We start from the raw sequence: 19,425 nt of genomic DNA, 5'->3' as shown, positions 1-19,425 counted from the left end.
ACGGGTCAGCCGCGCGCGTGAATCGCAAAGGATTCCCAAGGCGCCAGGGTCATCGGGCCATCGATCCGGTAACGTGGTTCCACCGTGCTCAGAAGCCCCTCGCCCTCTATATGCAGGGCCTCGGGCGGATCGAAGCGGACCTCATCGCCCGTCATGTTGGCGACGACCGCCAGCCGTTCTCCGTCGTGATGGCGCAGATACGCCGCGACCTTGTCGTGTTCGGCGGCGACAGCCTCGAACCTGCCCAGCGCGACGACATCCATCTTTTTGCGCAACGCCACAAGCTTGCGGTAATGGGCCAGCACCCCATCGGATTTCGCACGTTCGGCTGCCACGTTGATTTCGGGGAAGTTCGAATTGACCTCGATCCATGGCATGCCGTCGGTGAACCCGGCGCAAGGACCGTCGTCCCACTGGACAGGCGTCCGGGTATTGTCGCGCCCGTTCTCGTTGGCCCCTGCCAAGAACGTGTCCCAATCGGTGCCGCGCTCGCGCTCCTCGTGCCACAGGCCGATGGTTTCCAGATCGCGGAACTGGTCGATCCGCTCCAGCCGGATGTTGGTCATTCCGATTTCTTCGCCCTGATAGATGAACGGCGTTCCCTTCATCAAATGGGTCAAGGTGGCCAAGGCCTTGGCTGATCGGACGCGGTATTCCCCGTCATCGCCGTACTTGGACACCTGTCGTGGAAGATCGTGGTTCGACAGGAACAACGAGTTCCACCCCGCGTCGGCCAGCGCCTCCTGCCAGCCGAACAGCTCGTCCTTGAACGCGACAAGATCGAAGGGTTTCGGCTTCCACTTGCCGTGAACCTCGTCCCACTGGCTTTTGATGTGGTTGAACTGGAACACCATATCCAGCTCGTCGCGATCCTTCGCGCAGTAAAGGGGCGCCGTCTCGCGGCTGACGGACCAGCTTTCGCCAATTGTCAGCACATCGCGGCCCTTCAGGGTCTTTTGGTGCATTTCCTGGAGGTATTCGTGCAAGTATGGACCTTCCTCGAAGACCTCGTTCTCGATGTCCTTCCCGATCAGGCTGATCACGTCCATCCGGAACCCGGCGATCCCGCGGTCGAACCACCAGTTCATCATGTCGTAGATTTCGGCCCGAAGTGCTGGGTTGCGCCAGTTCAGATCCGGCTGGAACGGAGAGAAGTAGCCCAGGTAGTACTGTCCGGCCTCTTCGTTCCAGTTCCAGGCGGGGCCGCCGAAACAGGCGCGCAGATCGGATGGCGGTTCACCATTCGGGCCGGGGTCGCGCCATACGTAGTAGTCCCGCTCGGGTGCGCCAGAGTCGGCCTTCGCCGCCTCAAACCAGCGGTGCTTGTCCGACGAATGGTTCACCACGAGGTCCATGACGATGCCGATGCCGCGGGCCTTCGCCTCGGTGATCAGGCGATCCATATCATTCAGCGTGCCGTATTCCGGCGCGATGTCGCGATAGTCCGAGATGTCGTAGCCCATGTCCTGCTGGGGCGAGGCATAGACCGGCGACAGCCACAAGAAGCCGATCCCCAGATCGGCCAGATGATCGAGCCGGGAAATGATGCCGGGGATATCGCCGACGCCATCCCCGTTGCTGTCTTGAAAGCTGCGCGGCCAGATCTGGTATCCGACCGAGCGTTGCCACCACGGCGTGTCCTGCGTCATGTCGTGCCTCCTCGGTTCACCGTCGAGTTAGGCGAAACGTGGGGCCGTCAAGGCCATGATGAGCCCGACATTCGGAAAGCGACGGCGGAAGCCAAGCGGTGCGAGAACCCCACGACCCGGGATCAGACGCCGTAGGGCACCCATATATTCTTGACCTGCGTCGCACGGTGCAGGAACGCGCGTCCTTGCCCCTCGGGGCTTGTCCAATCGCGAGCGCCGTCCCCTTCGACCCAGGTCTGTTTCAGGTTGCCGGCGCTTTCGGCCTCGACCATCGCGCCCGCGCTGCCGACATACCACATGCCGTCGACCCCGTCGTGCTGGGCCAAGGTCGTGGCCAGATCGTCACGGGATCCGGTGACGATATTGACGACACCCGCGGGAACATCGCTGGTCTCGATCACCTGGTACAGGTCCGTGGCCGACAGGGGGTGGACCTGTGATGGGACCGCCACCACGCGATTGCCCATCGCCAATGCAGGCATCACCAGCGAAATGAACCCCAGAAGCGGCGCATCGGTCGGACAAACAAGCCCCATGACGCCAAGCGGCTCGTTCATCGCCAGCGTGACATGCGACGACTTGGTGGCGTGGACCGCGCCGTCGAACTTGTCGGCCTGCGCGGCATACCAGAAGGTCCGGCGGATCGCGGTTTCAACCTCCGCCTCGGCGCGCTGCGTGGACTGCCCGAACGAGGTCAGGCGATCCGCGAACTCGGCCGCGCGGGCCGAAAGGTTCTCGGCCAGGTAATACAGGATTTGCGCGCGGTTATGCCCCGTCGTTCCCCCCCACGAGGATGCCTTCGACGCAGCCTCGACGGCATTGCGGATGTCTTTGCGATTGCCAAGACCGGCAAGACCGACTGGCCCGTTCTTCCCTTCAACACCATAGACATAGCCGCCGTCGGGCCGCGTCTGCTTGCCACCGATGAACAGTTTGGCCGTCCGGTCCAGACCCTGCGGCCCGCTGTCCTGCGGAGTCGCGGTCAAGGCGGGCAGTGTTCTGTCCCGGCCCTGTTTCGCGGGCGTTGTGCGGTAGGCCTGCATCCCCTCGCGGCCGCCCTCTCGGCCGAACCCGCTTTCGCGGTAGCCGCCGAACCCGGCGCCGGCATCGAAGACGTTCGTGCAGTTGATCCAGATGACGCCGGCCTTCACCTGCCCAGCAATGTCGAGGCAGAGGTTCACGTTCTCGGACCAGATCGACGCGGCCAGGCCGTATCGCGTGTTGTTCGCCAGCGCGACCGCGTCGGATGGGGTGCGGAAGGGCGTGACCGTGACCACGGGGCCGAAGATCTCCTCGGTCGACAGGATGCTGGCCGGTTGCACATTCGTGACGATCGTCGGCGGGTAGAAGCAGCCCTCGGGCGCGGTGCCCTGCGTGATCTCGACATTCTCGGCCGCGCCTTGCGCCATCAGGGACTTGATCCTCTCCAGTTGGACGGGGTGGACGATCGCCCCCATGTCGGTGTTCTTGTCCAAAGGATCGCCGACGATCAGCTTGTCCATCCGCGCCCGCAATTTGGCGGTGAACGCATCCTCGACCCCTTCCGCCACCAGCACGCGCGCGCCGGCGCAACAGACTTGGCCCTGGTTGAACCAGATCGCGTCCACAACACCTTCGACCGCGGCATCCAGGTCGGCATCGTCGAAAACGACGAACGGGGACTTGCCGCCCAGTTCCAGCGTCAGCCCCTTGCCGGACCCCGCGATCTGCTTCCGAATCGTTTTGCCCACGTCGGTCGAGCCGGTGAAGGCGACCTTGTCCACCCCCTCGTGCCCGACCAGCGCAGCGCCCGTCGCCCCGTCGCCGGTCACGATGTTGAGCACGCCCTTGGGCAATCCGCATTCTCGCGCGATCTCGGCAAAGGCCAGGGCCGACAAGGGAGTGTATTCCGCGGGCTTCAGAACAACCGTGTTGCCCGCAGCCAAGGCGGGCGCGACCTTCCATGCCAGCATGAGCAGGGGGAAATTCCACGGCACGACCTGTGCGCAGACACCGTAAGGCTGCGTTCCGGGCAGTTCGTCTTCGACCAGTTCCGCCCACCCAGCGTGGTGATAAAGGTGCCGCGCTACCAGTGGTATGTCGATGTCACGGCTTTCACGGATCGGCTTGCCGTTATCGATCGTCTCGAGCACGGCGAGGAAACGCGCGTGCTGCTGCACGTGCCGCGCCAGCGCATAAAGATGCCGCGCCCGCTCATGCCCCGAAAGCGCCGCCCACCCCGGCTGCGCCGCACGCGCGGCGGCGATGGCCGTGCCGACATCCGCTTCGGACCCTTGTGTCACATGGGCGATGACCTCTGCGGTGGCGGGGTTCTGGACCTCGAAAGTCTCACCCGGGTCGGTGAACGCCCCGTCGATGAAATGGCCGAAACCGTTCTCGTGGCGGGCCAGCCAGTCGGCCACGATCGTGCTGTCCTCGGGCGCTTTGCCGTAATCCATGGTCTGAAGTATGTCCGATATCTGCATCTGTCCCTCACGACATCGCGTGGCGATGGGCGGCGGCATAGCGCCCCGTGGCATGATGTTCGAGCTGGCGTTCGATGTCGCCCAGCATCGAGGACGCGCCGAAGCGGAAAAGGTCGGGGTTCAGCCAATCGCGGCCCAGTTCCTCTTTCATCAGAACCTGCCAGGCCAAAGCCTCTTTCGCGGACTTGATCCCGCCGGCGGGCTTGAACCCGATCCGGTGGCCGGTCGCCTCGCCGAAATCGCGCAGGGCACGCACCATGGTCAGGGACACCGGAAGCGTGGCGTTCACCCCTTCCTTCCCCGTTGAGGTCTTGATGAAATCCGCCCCGGCCTGCATCGCGACCATCGACGCCGCGTAGACATTCGTCAGCGTTTCCAGCTCGCCTGTCGCAAGGATCACCTTCATATGGGCCGCGCCACAGGCGTCGCGCATTGCCGAAATCTCATCATACAGCGCCTGCCAGTTGCCCAACAAGGCGTGTTCTCGCGTGATCACGATGTCGATCTCTGCCGCGCCTTGCGCCACCGCCCATTCGACCTCGCGCAGGCGCAGATCCAGCGGCATCAGCCCCGCGGGAAAGCCCGTCGCGACCGAGGCGACGGGAATGTTCGATCCTTGCAACGCCTCGACCGCATGCGGCACCATCGTGGGATAGACGCAGACCGCCCCGACGGTCAGTCCCATGTCGGCGATGCCCAGCACATCCGCGATGCGGGGTGCCACGGGCGCGCGGGCCTTGGCGCACAGCCGCCTGACCTTGCCGGGCGTGTCGTCGCCGGACAAAGTCGTTAGGTCGATCAACCGGATCGCATTGACCAGCCACGCCGCCTGGTGGGTCTTCTTGACCGAACGGCGGGCGCCGAAACCAGCCGCGCGGCGTTCGGACGCCTGCTTGTTGACCCGGACGCGGTCGAACATCGCGGGGTCAAGTGGCATCCCGGGATTGCGCGTGTGATGCGGGTCGGCGTGTGACATGACCACGGCGGCGGGCTCCTTCTTCGTTCGCCCGCAAGCTGCGTCATTCGACGCCCGGTGTCCACGCCTTCAGGTCAGCGACGCCGCGACAAACGCTTGTTGTTCGAACTGGTGTGCTGTGCGATCGGACGCAACCATGCCTCGGCGACCCGGTCGGGCGACTTGCCGGCAATGGTCGCCATCCATGCCTCTTGCGAGGCGGCAGCAAAGGCAGGCCCCTTTTCCAGCGCCATGCGCCACATTTCCGTGCGCGCAACGGGCCAAAGTCCTGCAGCCCCCATCATCCTGTAGCTGATGACCGCCTGCGCTTCGGTCAGCATCCGCATCGTCTGTAGATAGTTTGAATAATACCCTTGGCCGGACATCAAAGAACTCCTTTTCGCTGATGCAGTATCTAATGCTGCACCTGCACAATGGAAGGGAGCGTGATCGACCACGGTCTGTCAAGTCGCAGACCCCTGCGCTAGGACTCGGCGGACAAAGACCCGAGGCATAGATGACCAACCCACTTTTCGACGCCCTGATCGCCCCGCATCGCAATCGCTCTGCGCGGTTCGCCCAGCGGCCCCGTCATGAGACAGTGACGTATGACGCCTATCTCAATATGGCCGGGCGTGCGGCACATGCGTTGGACGCGGCGGGACTGACGCCGGGGGACAGGCTGGTCGTGCAGGTCGCGAAATCGGTCGAGGCGCTGGCGATCTATGCCGCCTGCATCGCGCGCGGCATCGTGTTCGTCCCGCTCAACACGGCCTACACAACCCCTGAGGTTGCCTATTTCGTTGGCGATGCCACGCCGTCGCTGATCCTGTGCGATCCCGCTTCGGCGGCCGAGGTCGAGGCCTTGGGACCGCCCGTCCTGACACTCGCCGAAAGTGGCACTGGCAGTTTTGCCGACGCGATGCAGGGCAAGCCCACGCAGCTTGATCCGGTGGATCGGGCGCCGGACGATCTGGCGGCCTTCCTGTACACCAGCGGTACGACTGGACGCTCCAAGGGGGCGATGCTGACGCAGCAGAACCTGTTGTCCAATGCACAGGCCCTTGTCCAGGCGTGGCGCATCACGGCCGATGACACGCTGATCCACGCCCTGCCGATCTTTCACGCCCACGGCCTGTTCGTCGCGATCAACACCACGCTTCTGTCGGGCGCCGGGATGATCTTTCTGTCGAAATTCGATGTCGACGCGGTGCTGGACGCCCTGCCCCGGTCCACCACGATGATGGGCGTGCCGACCTTCTATACCCGCCTTCTGGCCGACGACCGGTTCACCACGGACGCCACCCGGGACATGAGGCTGTTCGTCTCGGGCTCGGCCCCGCTTCTGGCCGAGACACATCGCGCGTTCGAAGCCCGGACAGGCCACCGGATCCTCGAACGCTATGGTATGACCGAAACGGGCATGAACGCGTCGAACCCCTATGACGGCGAACGGCGCGCCGGGACCGTGGGCCACCCCCTGCCGGGGGTCGAGATTCGGGTGACCGAAAACGGCGCGGAAGTTGCGGAAGGCAAGATCGGCATGGTCGAGGTGCGCGGGCCGAATGTCTTCAAGGGCTACTGGCAGATGCCCGACAAGACCGCCGAGGAACTGGCGGGCGACGGCTGGTTCACCACCGGCGATCTGGGCCAGTTGGACGCGGACGGTTATCTGACCATCGTCGGACGGCAGAAGGATCTGGTGATCTCGGGCGGGTTCAACGTCTATCCCAAGGAGGTCGAGGACGTGCTGGATGCCGTGCCGGGCGTGGGCGAAAGCGCCGTGATCGGCGTGCCCCATCCCGATTTCGGCGAGGGGGTCGTCGCCATCCTGACCGGCACCCCGGACATGGATGTCGTGAAGGCCGCGGTGTCCCAGCAACTGGCCGATTACAAGCGGCCCAAGCGCTTCGTCACGGTGGACGCCCTGCCGCGCAACACGATGGGAAAGGTCCAGAAGGCCGACCTGCGCGACCGCTACAAGGACAGTTTTGCATGACCTACGACGACACGAACGAAGCCCGGCAGGCCCTGATCGACGCCTGCCGTGCGATGGAGGCAAAGGGCCTGAACCAGGGGACGTCCGGCAATGCCTCGTTCCGGGCGGGCAGTACCATGGTGATTACGCCATCGGGGACGCCCTATGACATCATGACGCCAAACATGCTGGTGGCGATCCCGCTGGACGGCAGCCCCGATCCAAGCGGGCGCAAACCCTCGACCGAGTGGCATTTCCACCAGGCCCTGTTCAACGCCAAGCCCGGCATCCAGTCCGTCTTCCACGCGCATCCCGCCCATGCCACCGCGCAAGCCATGACCCGCGCGCCGATCCCCGCGTGTCACTACATGATCGCCGCGTTCGGGGGCCCGGACGTCCGTGTCGCCGATTATGCCCGGTTCGGGACGCAGGCGCTGTCCGACGCCGTCGTCGCCGCGATGGAAGGGCGGCAGGGCTGCCTGATGGCCAATCACGGCGCGACCACCACCGGAGAAACCATCGAACGGGCGCTCTGGCGGATGGAAGAGCTGGAGCACTTGGCCCGCACCTATATCCTGTCGCGGATGGCAGGCGCGCCCCATATTCTGTCAGATGCCGAGATCGAGGAAACGCTGGCCGCGTTCGAGGATTACGGCCTCAGGCGTCTGCCGTGATCCGCGCGCTTGCCATCCTGCTGGCCTTCCAGCTTGGGGGCGAAACGCTGGCCCGGGGGCTGGGCCTGCCGGTTCCGGGCCCCGTGATCGGTCTGGCCGCGCTGTTCCTGACGCTGACCCTGCGACCCCGCCTGCGCGAGACTATGCAGGCGACGACCGACACGATCCTGGGAAACCTGTCCTTGCTGTTCGTGCCCGCAGGTGTCGGCGTGATCGCGCATCTCGATACGTTCGGGCGGAACGGCCCGGCGCTGATCGCCGCGCTGACCGTCAGCACGGGGGCCGCGATCCTGGCCGGGGTCATCGCGTTCCGCGCCGTGGCCCGCCTAACCGGGGCCGATGCGGATGAATAACGCCGCCGCCCTCTGGTCCTACCTCGCGCAGGAGCCGCTATTGTGGCTAACCCTGACGCTGGTGGCATATCTGGCTGCGGATGCCATTTCGGGCCGGTCGCGGCATCCCTTGGCCAACCCGGTCCTGATCTCGGTCATCCTGATCGGGGCCGTCCTGCTGGTCACCGGCATCCCATACGCCCGCTATTTCGAAGGCGCGCAGTTCGTCCATTTCATGCTGGGGCCGGCGACCGTCTCGCTGGCCATGCCGCTGCACGCCAATCTCGGGCGGTTGAGGCGGACGTTCCTGCCGATGCTGGCCGCGCTGTTTGCCGGCAGCCTGACGGCCATCGGCGCCGCGGTGGGCGTCGCTTGGGCCCTGGGCGTTCGCGGGGAGACGCTGTTATCCATCGCCCCGAAATCCGCCACCGCGCCCGTCGCCATCGGCGTGGCCGAGCAGATCGGCGGCCTGCCCTCGCTTACCGCCGTTCTGGTCATCCTGACGGGCGTGATCGGCGCGGTGATCGCGACGCCGCTGCTGAACGCCTGCGGGTTCACCGACTGGCGCGCGCGGGGCTTCGCCGTGGGGATCGCGGCGCACGGGATCGGGACCGCCCATGCGTTCCGCGTCAACTCTACCGCCGGGGCCTTTGCCGGAATCGGGATGGGGCTGAACGCGATGCTGACCGCGGTTCTGGCCCCCCTCCTCTTCTCGCTGTTCTGACCTATTCCGCCGCCACGGCCCCCGCGGCCGAGACCCGCGCCGCGCAGAACTTGAACTCGGGGATCTTGCCGTAGGGGTCCAGCTGCGGGTTCGTCAGGATGTTCGCCGCCGCCTCGCGATAGCAGAACGGGACGAACACCATGTCGTCGGCCACCTCCCGGTCCGCGCGCAGCGTCGCGGTTATCTTGCCGCGCCGCGTCTCGATCGCGATGGTCTGGCCCGGGGTCAGGCCCATACGCTCAATCTGGCGCAGGTTCATCGCGGCGATGGCCTCGGGCTCCAGCCGATCCAGCACGCTGGACGTCCGGGTCATGGCGCCCGTATGCCAATGCTCCAGCAGGCGGCCGGTGGTCAGGACCATCGGAAAATCGGTATCGGGCACTTCGTCCGGGGGTAGCAGATCGACGGGGACCAACTTGCCGCGTCCGTCCGGCGTCGGGAAGCCGCCCTTGAAGATCACCCATTCCTGGCTGTCGCCCTTCAGCGGATAGGTCACGCTGCCCTCCCGCTCGACCATGTGCCAGGTGATCCCGTCCAGCGACGGCATCAGCGACGCCATTTCGGCGAAGACCTCGGCCGGGCCGTCATAGGACCAGTCGATCCCGCAGCGCCGCCCGAGGTCGATGATGATCTTCAGATCCTGCCGCGCATCGCCCGGCAGAGCCATCGCGGGACGACCCATCTGGACCTGGCGGTTGGTGTTGGTGAAGGTCCCCTGCTTCTCGGCATGGGCCGAGGCGGGCAGGATCACGTCGGCATACCACGCGGTTTCGGTCAGGAAGATGTCCTGCACCACAAGGTGGTCGAGCTTGGCGAAGGCCGCGCGGGCGTGGGTCTGGTCGGGATCGGACATGGCCGGGTTCTCGCCCATGACATACATGCCCCGGATGCCGCCCTCGTGGATCGCGTCGACGACCTCGACCACGGTCAGCCCCTTCTCGGGGTCCAGAGGGCGGCCCCACGCATCCTCGAAGGTTTCGCGGGCGTCGCCGGTCACCGGCGCATAGTCGGGATAGCTCATGGGGATCAGCCCCGCGTCGCTGGCACCCTGGACGTTGTTCTGTCCGCGTAGGGGGTGCAGGCCCGTGCCCTCGCGCCCGATATGCCCGGTGATGAGGGCCAAGGCGATCAGGCAGCGCGAGTTGTCGGTGCCGTGGACATGCTGGCTGATCCCCATGCCCCAGAAGATCATCGAGCGTTCGGACGTCGCATAAAGTCGGGCAACTTCGCGGATCGTGTCCGCGTCGATGCCGCAGACATCCGCCATCGCTTCGGGGCTGAAATCGGCGACCTTGGCCTTCAGTGCCTCGAACTCGCCGACATGGGCCTGAATGTATTGCTGATCATACAACTTCTCGGCCACGATCACGTGCAGCATCGCGTTCAGAAGCGCGACGTCGGTGCCGGGCATGAAGCGCAGGGAATGTTCCGCGTGGGTCATCATGTCCTGCCCGCGCGGATCGCAGATGACGAACTTGGTGCCGCGCTTGGCGGCTCGCTTGAAGTAGGTCGCCGCCACGGGATGGTTCACCGTGGGGCGCGCGCCGATGACGATCACGCAATCGGCCTTGTGCGCATCCATGAACGGCGCGCTGACCGCGCCCGAGCCCACGCCTTCCAGCAACGCCGAGACCGAGGACGCGTGGCACAGCCGCGTGCAGTGGTCGACATTGTTCGTTCCGAAGCCCGCGCGGATCAGCTTCTGGAACAGGTAGGCCTCCTCATTGGACCCCTTGGCAGAGCCGAAGCCGGCGATGGCCCCGCCGCCGTTCGTATCCCGCACGGTGGTCAGGCCATGGGCGGCACGCTCCATCGCCTCGTCCCACGTGGCCTCGCGGAATACCTCCATCGGGTTGCCGTCGAAATCGACCTGCGCCGACTTCGGGGCGTCGTCGCGACGGATCAGCGGCTTGGTCAGACGCCGGGGCGACATCGCGTAATCATAGCCGAAGCGCCCCTTCACACACAGTCGGTTCTCGTTCGCGGGGCCGTTCGCGCCGTCCACCCGGACGATCCTGCCATCGGCGACCGACACCTCGGTCTGGCACCCGACACCGCAGAAGGGACAGACGCTTTTCACCGTTTCCAGCGCCTGTTCCGGCACGGCGCGGGTGCGGTTGGCGTCGTCCAGCAGCGTCTTTTCCATCAGCGCGCCGGTAGGACAGGCCTGGACGCATTCGCCGCAGGTCACGCAGGTCGAATGACCCATCGGATCGTGCAGGTCGAAGACCGGGATGGTGTGGTGCCCCCGGTCGGCCATACCCATCACGTCGTTCACCTGTACTTCGCGGCAGGCGCGGACGCATAGGTTGCAGGCGATGCAGGTGTCGAGATTCACCGCGATGGCCGGGTTCGTCGCGTCGTGCTCGGGCATCTCGCCTGCGAATTTCGAGGGCAGGCGGTCGCCCGTGACGCGATCCGCGATCCCCATGTCCCGCGCCCAGGTCCAGAACGGCGCGTCGCCGTCCGCGCTGGCCGAGGGGTCGGGCATGTCGGCGCCCAGCATCTCGAACACCATCTCGCGCGACTTGCGGGCGCGGTCGGTTGCGGTGTGGACAACCATGCCGTCCTGCACGTCCCGCGCGCAGGAGGCGGCCAGCACACGCTCCCCCTCGACCTCGACCATGCAGGCCCGGCAATTGCCGTCAGCGCGGTAGCCTGGTTCGTTGCGCCAGCACAGATGCGGGATCGTCGTGCCGGACCGGTGGGCGACCTGCCAGATCGTGTCGCCCGGCTGTGCTTCTACCTCGACCCCGTCGAGCGTGATCCTGATCGGGCCCGACATCACAGATCCCCCCGGAAATAGGTCAGAAGATGGTTCACCGGATTGGGCGCGGCCTGCCCCAGCCCGCAGATCGACGCGTCTCGCATCACCTGTTCCAGGTCACGGATCGCATCCTCGTCCAAATGATCACGCCGCAGAAGCTGCGCCATTTTCTGCGTTCCGCCCCGGCAGGGGGTGCATTGACCGCAGGATTCGTGGGTGAAGAAGTCGATCAGGTTCAGCACCACGTCCTTCATGTTGTCCACGTCGCTGAAGATGACGACGGCGTGCGATCCGACGAAAGCGTCAAGCTTGGCCAGCGCACCACCGAAGTCCAGCGGGACGTCGCCTCTGTCCGCCGGTAGCAGCCCCCCCGATGCTCCCCCCGGCAGAAAGGCCTTGAAGCTGCGCCCGTCGGCCATCCCGCCGCAGGCTTCGATCAGCTCGTTTGCGGTCGAGCCTGCGGGCGCCTGCACGACCCCCGGATTGCGCACCCGCCCCGAGACGGACCAGGACCGCAGCCCTGGGTAATCCGGCTTACCCAGATCGCGGAACCAGTCGATCCCTTTTTCCAGGATCTTGGGCACCCAATACAGCGTCTCGACATTGTTGTTCAGCGTCGGCCGCCCGAACAGGCCCACCTGACCGATGAACGGGGGGCGCAGGCGCGGCAAGCCCCGGTTGCCTTCGATGGATTCCACCATCGCGGATTCCTCGCCGCAGATATACGCGCCTGCCCCGCGCCGAAGCTCGATATACCCGGGGTCGATCAGGCGCGCTTCCTCCAGCGCGCGGATCTCCCGACGCACGATCTCGGTCGCGGCGGGGTATTCGGCGCGCATATAGATATAGATGCGCTCGGCCTCGACGCAGTGGGCGCCGATCAGGGCGCCTTCCAGCATGGCGTGCGGGTTCCGCTCCATATGGTAGCGGTCCTTGAAAGTCCCCGGCTCTCCCTCGTCGGCGTTGACGGTCATCAGCCTGGGCCCCGGGTTCTGGCGTACCAGTTCCCACTTCTTGCCTGTCACGAACCCGGCGCCACCAAGGCCGCGCAAACAGGAATCCTTCAGCTCTGCGATCACGCCTTCGACGGTCAGCGTCCCGTTTCGAATCCGGTCCAGTTGAACGTACCCACCTTCAGCGCGGTAGGCCGCGAGGTCGCGATAGTCGGGACGTGCGGGGCCGGTGTCTTCGGCGGTGACCAATGCCATCAGCCGGTCGCGGTCGGCGTGACCGACTTCGCGGTCGCCGACGCGGGCGGCGGGGGCCACGTCGCAGCCGCCCATGCAAGGTGCGCGCTGGATGCGAATGGCTGAGGGGTCCACTCCAGCCTCCATCTCGGCGACCAACCGTTCGGCCCCGGCCAGCATGCATGCAATGCCGTCGCAGATGCGGATCGTCAGCGCTGGGGGTGGCACCTCCCCCTCCTTCACCACGTCGAAATGGTCGTAGAAGGTCGCGACCTCGTAGACTTCCGCCTGCCCGATCCGCAGAAGATGTGCCAACGCTCGCAGATGGGGCGCCGACAGATGCCGGTGCGTATCCTGGATCGCGTGGAGATACTCAATCAGGCGATCCCGTCGCGGCACTTCGGCGATCAAAGCGCGGACTTCGGCAAGGGCCGCGTCGTCCAGCATCCGCCCCTTGGTCCGGGCCGGAGAGCGTCCGGGGCGGGACAGGTTCGGGGGCAGTTCGTTCATCGCGCAGACTCCCTCAGGCCGTCAGATCCTCGGGCGGGTCGATCCCGTTCATCTTGCAGCAGGCCGTGACCGTGTTCGCAAGCAGACAGGCAATGGTCATGGGCCCGACACCGCCGGGCACCGGGGTAATCGCGCCCGCGACCTGAACCGCCGCGTCGAAATCGACATCGCCCACAAGACGCGTCTTCTCGCCATTCGGCACCCGGTTGATGCCCACGTCGATGACCGTGGCGCCGGGCTTGATCCAGTCGCCCTGCACCATCTTTGGCTGCCCCACGGCCGCCACCACGATATCGGCCTGGCGTACCACGGCGGGCAAATCCCTGGTCCGGGAATGCGCGATCGTCACGGTGCAGCTTTCGCCCAGAAGAAGCTGCGCCATCGGCTTGCCCACGATGTTCGAGCGTCCGACGACCACCGCATTCATCCCGCTGAGCGATCCGTGATGAGCGCGCAGCATCATCAGGCAACCCAGCGGCGTGCAGGGGACCATCGCGCTCTGCCCCGTGCCCAGAAGGCCCACATTCGAGATATGGAAGCCGTCCACGTCCTTCTCTGGCGCGATGGCGTTGATGACGGCCTCGGAATCCATGTAAGCGGGCAGAGGAAGCTGAACGAGGATCCCGTGGACCTGGGGATCGCGGTTCAACCGGTCGACCAGGTCCACCAGGTCGGCTTGTGGCGTGTCGGCGGGCAAGCTGTGCTGGAAAGACTTCATCCCCGCCTCGCCTGTCAGCCGCCCTTTCGAACGGACGTAGACCTGGCTGGCGGGGTCTTCTCCGACCAGGACGACGGCCAGACCGGGGGTCAGGTCCGCCTCGGACTTCAAGCGGGCGACGTGTCCCGCGACCTTTTCCCGGATAGTCGCGGCGAAAGCCTTGCCGTCGATGATGGTCGCCGTCATGCGCCCCCCTTTATCCCGTCGGGGGCCCGGACCTGTCCGGGTCATCCCGCTGCTTTCAAGTCCATATCCCGTCGCGCCGACAACGACCAGAGTGCCGCGCCGGCCTTCGCGCGACTGATCGCATGGGCTATGCAAACCATGCGGACTGTTTGCGACGGTCGGCACCTCTTGTGCGGCGCGGGGGCCGGAACGATGGACGATCTAAGGGATACGGCACGACGGGCCTTCTGGGCCGCAGTGACGCGCGCGGACCCCGAGGCGGCGGTCCGGCGTGGTATGGACGACGTGGCGGACCTGTTGGATGCGCCTGGCGTGACGGTCCTGGCCTTGGGCAAGTCCGCCCTTCCGATGGCCCGCACGGCCGTCGATCTGCTGGGCGCCAAGATCGCAGGCGGCGTCGCGGTCGCACCCTCGGTCGGTGCGATCCCGGGGATCGAGGTGATTGTGGGCGGGCATCCCGTTCCAGACGCTGGATCGATTGCCGGGGGCACGGCGCTGTTGCGCAGCGCGACGCGGGCGACCGGCCCGATCCTGTGCCTGGTGTCGGGCGGGGGATCGGCCTTGGCAGAAGCGCCAATCGAGGGGATCGACCTGGCCGAGCTTCGGCAGGTGAACGAGCTTCTGCTGAAGGCCGGTGCGGATATTCATCGCATGAACGTGGTTCGCGGCGCGATCTCTCGCCTGAAAGCGGGCGGCTTGGCGCGGGCGGCAAATGGCAGGCTCGTGGCATTGATCCTGTCGGACGTTCCGGGCGATGCCCCGCGTATCGTGGCATCCGGACCCACGGCCAAGATTGCGCCCGACCCTTTGGAAGCACGCCGGATTCTCGAAGATCTGGCGCTTTGGCAATCGGCTCCCCCGTCGGTGCGCCACGCCATCGAACAGGCTCGGCCCGTGGCTCCGGGAGTCGCGCGAAACGTGATCGTCGGGGGCAACGAGGCGTCGATCCTCGCGGCCGAGGACGCGTTGACCGGTTGGCCCGTCCGGCGCTGGTCTGGTTGGACGGATGGCGATGTCGCGGACGTTGCCGACCGTATCGTGGAGGTGATGGCCGGGGTGAGGGGGCCGTTCGCCCTTGTCGCCGGGGGTGAGCCAACGGTGCGTGTCACGGGGAACGGGTCAGGCGGGCGCAATCAGGAACTGGCCTTGCGGGTTGCGGTGGGACTGGCGCGCCTTGATCGCGACTGGGTCTTCCTCAGCGGGGGAACGGACGGTCGCGACGGCCCGACGGATGCGGCCGGCGCCGTGGTCGACCGGGGTAGCCTGGACCGCATGGCTGCCGCCGGGATCAATGCCGCGAATTCGCTTGCCCGGAACGATTCCTACCCGGCCCTGAAGGCGTCAAGCGACCTGCTGATGACGGGGCCTACGGGAACGAATGTCGCCGATATCATGGTCGGGCTGATCCGGTAACCCTTGAAGTACCGCCTGCAAGGCGCGCCGGATCGAACGCCCGGCCGCCTTGCCTTAAAGGCGCACGCCTGTCCGCCCGGCCAGATCGGTGAAGAACTGCCAGGCGACGCGACCGGAACGTCCGCCGCGGGTCGCCTGCCATTCGATGGCTTCGGCCCGCAGCGTCGCGTCGTCCACCGCGACGCCATACGCATCGCAATAGCCGCGGATCATCGCCAGATACTCGTCCTGATCGCAGGGATGAAACCCCAACCACAGGCCAAACCGGTCCGAAAGCGATACTTTCTCCTCAGTAGCTTCCGACTTGTGGATCGCCTGGCTACGCTCGTTCTCGATCATGTCGCGGGGCATCAGGTGCCGCCGGTTGGAGGTCGCATAGAACAGCACGTTGTCTGGCCGACCGGCGATACCGCCATCCAGAACGGCCTTCAGCGACTTGTAATGCTGGTCGTCATGGCTGAACGACAGGTCGTCGCAGAACAGCAGGAACCGCAGGTCGGGGGCGGCGCGAAGGTGGTCCAGCAACCGCGCGACCGAGGGCAGGTCCTCGCGCTGAAGCTCGACGATCTTCAGGGGGTGGGTCTTCGCCACCTCGGCGTGGATCGCCTTGACCAGCGATGACTTTCCCATCCCGCGTGCGCCCCACAGAAGGGCATTGTTCGCCGGTAGACCGGCCGCGAACTGACGGGTGTTCTGCAACAGTGTCTCGCGCGCCCGGTCGATGCCCACCAGAAGGCCGACATCCACGCGATTGACCTGCGCCACGGGTTGCAGGCGATCCGGCCGGGTGTGCCACAGGAACGCTTCGGCCGCGGAAAAGTCGGGCGTTTCCAACGGCGGCGGCGACATTCGCTCCAGCGCCGCCGCGATACGGGTCAGATCATCGCTCATGGGCGCTTGGTATCGTCCTCGGGCTCTTCGTCGCCGAGATCGTCATCCTCGTCGAAGCTGTAGAGATCCTCGTCTTCGCCCAGCACACCTTCGGCACGCAGTTGCTCGACCCGCTTCCGCTCGACCCGGCCGACCAGGAAGATCGACACCTCGTAGAGGCCGTAGACCACGACGAACAGGATCACCTGCGTGATGACGTCGGGCGGGGTCACCAGCGCGGCCAGGACCAGGATACCCACAACCGCATATTTGCGAACGTCCTTAAGCCCCCGCGCGGACACCAAGCCCGCCTTTCCAAGAAGGGTCAGAAGAACCGGAAGTTGGAAGCACAGGCCGAACGAGACGATGAACTTGATCGTCAGGTTCAGGTACTCTTGCGCCGAACCCTGGAACACCACCGACAGCGGCGCGCCGATTTCGGGGGTGACCGCCTCGCCCTCTGCGCCGAACTGCTGGAAGCCCAGGAAGAAGTCGTAGGCCAGCGGGGTGACGACGTAAAACGCGAACGCGGCCCCGGCGACGAACATGAAGGGAGAAGCGACCAGGAAAGGCAGCATCGCCCCTTTCTCGGTCCGGTAGAGGCCGGGTGCGACGAACCGCCAGAGCTGGTAGGCGATCATTGGGAAGGACAAGAACAACCCGCCCAGAAGCGAGACCTTGATCGCGACGAAGAAGCCTTCCTGCGGCGAGATGAAGATCAGGTCGCAGTCCTGACCCCGTTGCGCCAACACCTGGCACAGAGGTTCGGTCAGGAAGTTGAAGATCGGCGTGGCCACGGTGAAACAGATCACCATGCCGATGATGAAGGCGATCACGGATCGGATCAGGCGGGTGCGCAACTCGGCCAGATGCTCGATCAGCGGGGCAGAACTGTCCTCGATCTCGTCGTCGGTCGCGCTCATTCCTTCGGCTCCTCGGCCGGGGCGGCGGGATCCGGCTGGGCTACGGGGCCAGTATCGGCCGAGGTCGTCTCAGCCTCCCGGTCCAGGCGGGATTGGGCGCGGTCCGCCGCGGCCTTTTTGAACCGCTCGGATTTCTCGCGGCGTTCTTCGGACAGCGCTTGCGTCGCCGGACCCTTCTTCGAGTCGGTCTTGCGGGGCTCCTTCATTGGATCCCACTTTTCGAAGCTGCTCGCAGCCTCGTTCAACTTGTCGAGGCCGTATTTCTTCGGGTTCGAGTAACCCTTGAGGTCTCGCCCGATATCCTTGACCCCGGCATCGTCGGCCGCGTCCTCCATGGCGCGCTGAAACTCGCGCGCCATTCCCCGCATCTTGCCGGTGAAGCGGCCCAGCGTGCGAAACATGCCCGGCAGGTCTTTCGGCCCGACCACGATCAACGCGACGATGCCGATGACCAGAAGCTCGGTCATCCCGATATCGAACATGGGGGCGCGCCTTCCCTAACGGAGTGGATCAGCCCTTGCGGACCGGCTCGGCGTCGGCTTTCTCGGAATGGACGGCGGGCGTGCCCACCTCCTCCTGCTGCTCGATGCGCTTGGCTTCGGCGTCGTCTTCCTTGGACCCCTCGCCCACGCCCTTCTTGAACGCGGTGATGCCTTTGCCGACCTCGCCCATCAGCGACGAGATCTTTCCGCGGCCGAACAGGACCAGCACGACGACGGCGATGAGCAGAAGGCCAGGCAGGCCTATGTTGTTGAGCATGGGTCTTTCCCTTCCCCGGCTTTGACGCCCCCTACTTAGGGGATGCGCCACCTAAGTTGAAGAACAAAGCGATCACGTTGCGGACATGGGCACGGCGACGCCGTCGGCAGCGGATTGCTGGGCCGCGAGCCCCATCCGGACCGCGCGCATCCCGTCCTCCAGCGTGACCTCGACTTCGGCGCGGCCCAGGACGACCTCGCGGAAGCGCTGATGCTGATAGAACGTTGCGCCGTTGTGATCGCCGGCGGCCAGAAGGGCGGGATCGACGGGAATCACCATCTCCCTCGGTCTTTTGGGGCTGCGCGGGCTGGTCACGATCCGCGCTGTGGGTGGCGGGCCCAGGTCGTCGGGCCAGAACCGGGTGGGACCGGGAACGTGCACCTCGATCTTGCCGCGGGGACCGACCACGGACAATTCCTCCTGGTAGGTCGAGCCTTCAGCAAACATGCTCAGCTCCAGCATGGCCCGGGATCCATTGTCGAAATCGCAGATGACATAGCCATGGTCGAGGATGTCCGGCGCCCGCCCCTCGTAGTTCTCGTCCAGGTGGTTCACCGCTTGCGCGGCGCTGGCCATGATGCGGGTGGGTTCGGCGTTCAGGATCAGGCGCATCAGATCGAAGAAATGGCAGCATTTTTCGACGAAGGTTCCGCCCGAAAAAGCGTTGAACCGATTCCAGTTGCCGACTTTGTGCAAGAATGGGAAACGATGCTCCCTTATCGTCAGCATTGACGCCGTACCGGCGACATCCTGGACCTTGCCGATGAAGCTCGCGATGGGCGGCATGTAGCGATATTCCATCGCCACCCAGATCGGCGCGGGATAGCCCAGCGAGGTCAGCACGTCGGCTTGGTCTGGCGAGGTGTAGACGGGCTTTTCCACCATCAACGGCAGAGGACGCCGCTCGGCGATCTCCATGATCTCGGGCACATGCAGATAGTTCGGCGACGCGATCACCAGAGCGTCGAGGGGGGCATGGTTCAGGAGTTCGGCGATCGATCCGTACCGGGTCGCGTCGGGGATCAGTGCAGCGGTCGCGGCTGCCATGCCGGGGTCGGGTTCGAGGAATGCAACGACTTCGGCACCCTCCAGAAGGGCAATATTGCGGATGTGCTCCTGCCCCATCATGCCGCTGCCGATGATTCCGTAATTGACCTTTTCCGACATTTCTGACCTCGAATCCCGCCGCTTCGCGTGGCGACTTCACATATTCGCGCATCCTGCCCGATCCTGTCTGCAAGGCATGCGGGACAGGGACCGCGACCCGAGATTGATGCACCCGCGCGGCGCTGCTACGCAAGGCGCAAAGGAGAGC

Annotated in this window: 17 protein-coding genes; 5 read left to right on the top strand and 12 right to left on the bottom strand. The window is 65.4% G+C overall.

Going from position 1 to position 19,425, the window contains the following annotated elements:
- Window positions 1-5: 5 nt before the first annotated feature.
- The 4 genes from PAA8504_RS15395 to PAA8504_RS15380 all read right to left on the bottom strand — a co-directional run bounded on the left by PAA8504_RS15395 (window position 6) and on the right by PAA8504_RS15380 (window position 5,455).
- On the bottom strand, window positions 6-1,649 hold the full coding sequence (locus tag PAA8504_RS15395; RefSeq protein WP_108895089.1) for an alpha-glucosidase: 1,644 nt from the start codon (window positions 1,647-1,649) through the stop codon (window positions 6-8).
- A 122-nt stretch (window positions 1,650-1,771) separates the two neighbouring features.
- Complete coding sequence (locus tag PAA8504_RS15390; protein ID WP_219928933.1) at window positions 1,772-4,114, bottom strand: aldehyde dehydrogenase family protein; 2,343 nt, start codon at window positions 4,112-4,114, stop codon at window positions 1,772-1,774.
- A gap of 7 nt (window positions 4,115-4,121) precedes the next feature.
- The gene (gene deoC / locus PAA8504_RS15385) at window positions 4,122-5,090 is read right to left on the bottom strand and encodes a deoxyribose-phosphate aldolase (RefSeq protein WP_108895088.1); all 969 of its coding nucleotides are present in this window, start codon (window positions 5,088-5,090) and stop codon (window positions 4,122-4,124) included.
- Window positions 5,091-5,164: 74 nt separating this feature from the next.
- Window positions 5,165-5,455 (bottom strand): antifreeze protein, encoded by a 291-nt coding sequence (locus PAA8504_RS15380; RefSeq protein ID WP_108895087.1) that lies wholly within the window; start codon window positions 5,453-5,455, stop codon window positions 5,165-5,167.
- 131 nt (window positions 5,456-5,586) lie between these two features.
- On the opposite strand from PAA8504_RS15380, the gene PAA8504_RS15375 reads away from it, so the two are divergent.
- Genes PAA8504_RS15375 through PAA8504_RS15360 form a run of 4 tightly spaced genes read left to right on the top strand, consistent with a single transcriptional unit; the run spans window position 5,587 to window position 8,777 of the window.
- Window positions 5,587-7,068 (top strand): malonate--CoA ligase, encoded by a 1,482-nt coding sequence (locus tag PAA8504_RS15375; RefSeq protein ID WP_108895086.1) that lies wholly within the window; start codon window positions 5,587-5,589, stop codon window positions 7,066-7,068.
- Window positions 7,065-7,721 carry a class II aldolase/adducin family protein gene (locus PAA8504_RS15370; protein ID WP_108895085.1) on the top strand — a complete coding sequence of 219 codons (657 nt, stop codon included), beginning with the start codon at window positions 7,065-7,067 and terminating at the stop codon, window positions 7,719-7,721. The genes PAA8504_RS15375 and PAA8504_RS15370 overlap by 4 nt, the downstream gene beginning before the upstream one ends.
- Window positions 7,718-8,074 (top strand): CidA/LrgA family protein, encoded by a 357-nt coding sequence (locus PAA8504_RS15365; protein ID WP_108895084.1) that lies wholly within the window; start codon window positions 7,718-7,720, stop codon window positions 8,072-8,074. Before PAA8504_RS15370 ends, PAA8504_RS15365 begins: the two co-directional genes overlap by 4 nt.
- Window positions 8,067-8,777: an LrgB family protein gene (locus PAA8504_RS15360; RefSeq protein ID WP_108895191.1), complete on the top strand. Its 711-nt coding sequence runs from the start codon at window positions 8,067-8,069 to the stop codon at window positions 8,775-8,777. Before PAA8504_RS15365 ends, PAA8504_RS15360 begins: the two co-directional genes overlap by 8 nt.
- Before the next feature lies 1 nt (window position 8,778).
- Here the strand turns inward: PAA8504_RS15360 and fdhF are convergent, their stop codons facing one another.
- From fdhF to folD, 3 genes are read right to left on the bottom strand one after another with little or no spacing between them, the layout of a single operon-like run.
- On the bottom strand, window positions 8,779-11,562 hold the full coding sequence (gene fdhF / locus PAA8504_RS15355; protein ID WP_108895083.1) for a formate dehydrogenase subunit alpha: 2,784 nt from the start codon (window positions 11,560-11,562) through the stop codon (window positions 8,779-8,781).
- Window positions 11,562-13,241: an NAD(P)H-dependent oxidoreductase subunit E gene (locus PAA8504_RS15350; RefSeq protein ID WP_108895082.1), complete on the bottom strand. Its 1,680-nt coding sequence runs from the start codon at window positions 13,239-13,241 to the stop codon at window positions 11,562-11,564. The genes fdhF and PAA8504_RS15350 overlap by 1 nt, the downstream gene beginning before the upstream one ends.
- A gap of 13 nt (window positions 13,242-13,254) precedes the next feature.
- The gene (gene folD, locus PAA8504_RS15345; RefSeq protein ID WP_108895081.1) at window positions 13,255-14,145 is read right to left on the bottom strand and encodes a bifunctional methylenetetrahydrofolate dehydrogenase/methenyltetrahydrofolate cyclohydrolase FolD; all 891 of its coding nucleotides are present in this window, start codon (window positions 14,143-14,145) and stop codon (window positions 13,255-13,257) included.
- A 192-nt stretch (window positions 14,146-14,337) separates the two neighbouring features.
- Between folD and PAA8504_RS15340 the strand changes: the two genes are divergently transcribed.
- Window positions 14,338-15,558, top strand: a complete 1,221-nt coding sequence (locus PAA8504_RS15340) for a glycerate kinase type-2 family protein (RefSeq protein WP_181375819.1) — start codon at window positions 14,338-14,340, stop codon at window positions 15,556-15,558.
- Window positions 15,559-15,612: 54 nt separating this feature from the next.
- On the opposite strand, the gene PAA8504_RS15335 is transcribed toward PAA8504_RS15340, so the two are convergent.
- From PAA8504_RS15335 to PAA8504_RS15315, 5 genes are all read right to left on the bottom strand, one after another.
- Entirely contained in the window at window positions 15,613-16,449 is an 837-nt protein-coding gene (locus PAA8504_RS15335; protein WP_108895079.1) for an ATP-binding protein, read from the bottom strand.
- Window positions 16,446-17,351: a twin-arginine translocase subunit TatC gene (tatC, locus tag PAA8504_RS15330; RefSeq protein WP_108895078.1), complete on the bottom strand. Its 906-nt coding sequence runs from the start codon at window positions 17,349-17,351 to the stop codon at window positions 16,446-16,448. Before tatC ends, PAA8504_RS15335 begins: the two co-directional genes overlap by 4 nt.
- On the bottom strand, window positions 17,348-17,833 hold the full coding sequence (gene tatB / locus PAA8504_RS15325) for a Sec-independent protein translocase protein TatB (RefSeq protein ID WP_108895077.1): 486 nt from the start codon (window positions 17,831-17,833) through the stop codon (window positions 17,348-17,350). The genes tatC and tatB overlap by 4 nt, the downstream gene beginning before the upstream one ends.
- A gap of 28 nt (window positions 17,834-17,861) precedes the next feature.
- The gene (locus PAA8504_RS15320; protein WP_108895076.1) at window positions 17,862-18,110 is read right to left on the bottom strand and encodes a twin-arginine translocase TatA/TatE family subunit; all 249 of its coding nucleotides are present in this window, start codon (window positions 18,108-18,110) and stop codon (window positions 17,862-17,864) included.
- A gap of 72 nt (window positions 18,111-18,182) precedes the next feature.
- Entirely contained in the window at window positions 18,183-19,277 is a 1,095-nt protein-coding gene (locus PAA8504_RS15315) for a Gfo/Idh/MocA family protein (protein ID WP_108895075.1), read from the bottom strand.
- Window positions 19,278-19,425: the final 148 nt, after the last annotated feature.

Origin of the sequence: Palleronia abyssalis, from assembly GCF_900302445.1 — a bacterium.
GTDB classification, from domain to species: Bacteria; Pseudomonadota; Alphaproteobacteria; order Rhodobacterales; family Rhodobacteraceae; genus Palleronia; species Palleronia abyssalis.
The sequence above is the reverse complement of the archived record's forward strand: the minus strand, read 5'-3'. Positions and strand labels throughout refer to the sequence as shown.

Excerpts from the sequence above, each read along its gene's own strand:
- PAA8504_RS15395 (WP_108895089.1), bottom strand. The coding sequence starts at position 1,649 with ATGACGCAGGACACGCCGTGGTGGCAACGCTCGGTCGGATACCAGATC.
- PAA8504_RS15390 (WP_219928933.1), bottom strand. The coding sequence starts at position 4,114 with ATGCAGATATCGGACATACTTCAGACCATGGATTACGGCAAAGCGCCC.
- deoC (WP_108895088.1), bottom strand. The coding sequence starts at position 5,090 with ATGTCACACGCCGACCCGCATCACACGCGCAATCCCGGGATGCCACTT.
- PAA8504_RS15380 (WP_108895087.1), bottom strand. The coding sequence starts at position 5,455 with ATGTCCGGCCAAGGGTATTATTCAAACTATCTACAGACGATGCGGATG.
- PAA8504_RS15375 (WP_108895086.1), top strand. The coding sequence starts at position 5,587 with ATGACCAACCCACTTTTCGACGCCCTGATCGCCCCGCATCGCAATCGC.
- PAA8504_RS15370 (WP_108895085.1), top strand. The coding sequence starts at position 7,065 with ATGACCTACGACGACACGAACGAAGCCCGGCAGGCCCTGATCGACGCC.
- PAA8504_RS15360 (WP_108895191.1), top strand. The coding sequence starts at position 8,067 with ATGAATAACGCCGCCGCCCTCTGGTCCTACCTCGCGCAGGAGCCGCTA.
- fdhF (WP_108895083.1), bottom strand. The coding sequence starts at position 11,562 with ATGTCGGGCCCGATCAGGATCACGCTCGACGGGGTCGAGGTAGAAGCA.
- PAA8504_RS15350 (WP_108895082.1), bottom strand. The coding sequence starts at position 13,241 with ATGAACGAACTGCCCCCGAACCTGTCCCGCCCCGGACGCTCTCCGGCC.
- folD (WP_108895081.1), bottom strand. The coding sequence starts at position 14,145 with ATGACGGCGACCATCATCGACGGCAAGGCTTTCGCCGCGACTATCCGG.
- PAA8504_RS15340 (WP_181375819.1), top strand. The coding sequence starts at position 14,338 with ATGGACGATCTAAGGGATACGGCACGACGGGCCTTCTGGGCCGCAGTG.
- PAA8504_RS15335 (WP_108895079.1), bottom strand. The coding sequence starts at position 16,449 with ATGAGCGATGATCTGACCCGTATCGCGGCGGCGCTGGAGCGAATGTCG.
- tatC (WP_108895078.1), bottom strand. The coding sequence starts at position 17,351 with ATGAGCGCGACCGACGACGAGATCGAGGACAGTTCTGCCCCGCTGATC.
- tatB (WP_108895077.1), bottom strand. The coding sequence starts at position 17,833 with ATGTTCGATATCGGGATGACCGAGCTTCTGGTCATCGGCATCGTCGCG.
- PAA8504_RS15320 (WP_108895076.1), bottom strand. The coding sequence starts at position 18,110 with ATGCTCAACAACATAGGCCTGCCTGGCCTTCTGCTCATCGCCGTCGTC.
- PAA8504_RS15315 (WP_108895075.1), bottom strand. The coding sequence starts at position 19,277 with ATGTCGGAAAAGGTCAATTACGGAATCATCGGCAGCGGCATGATGGGG.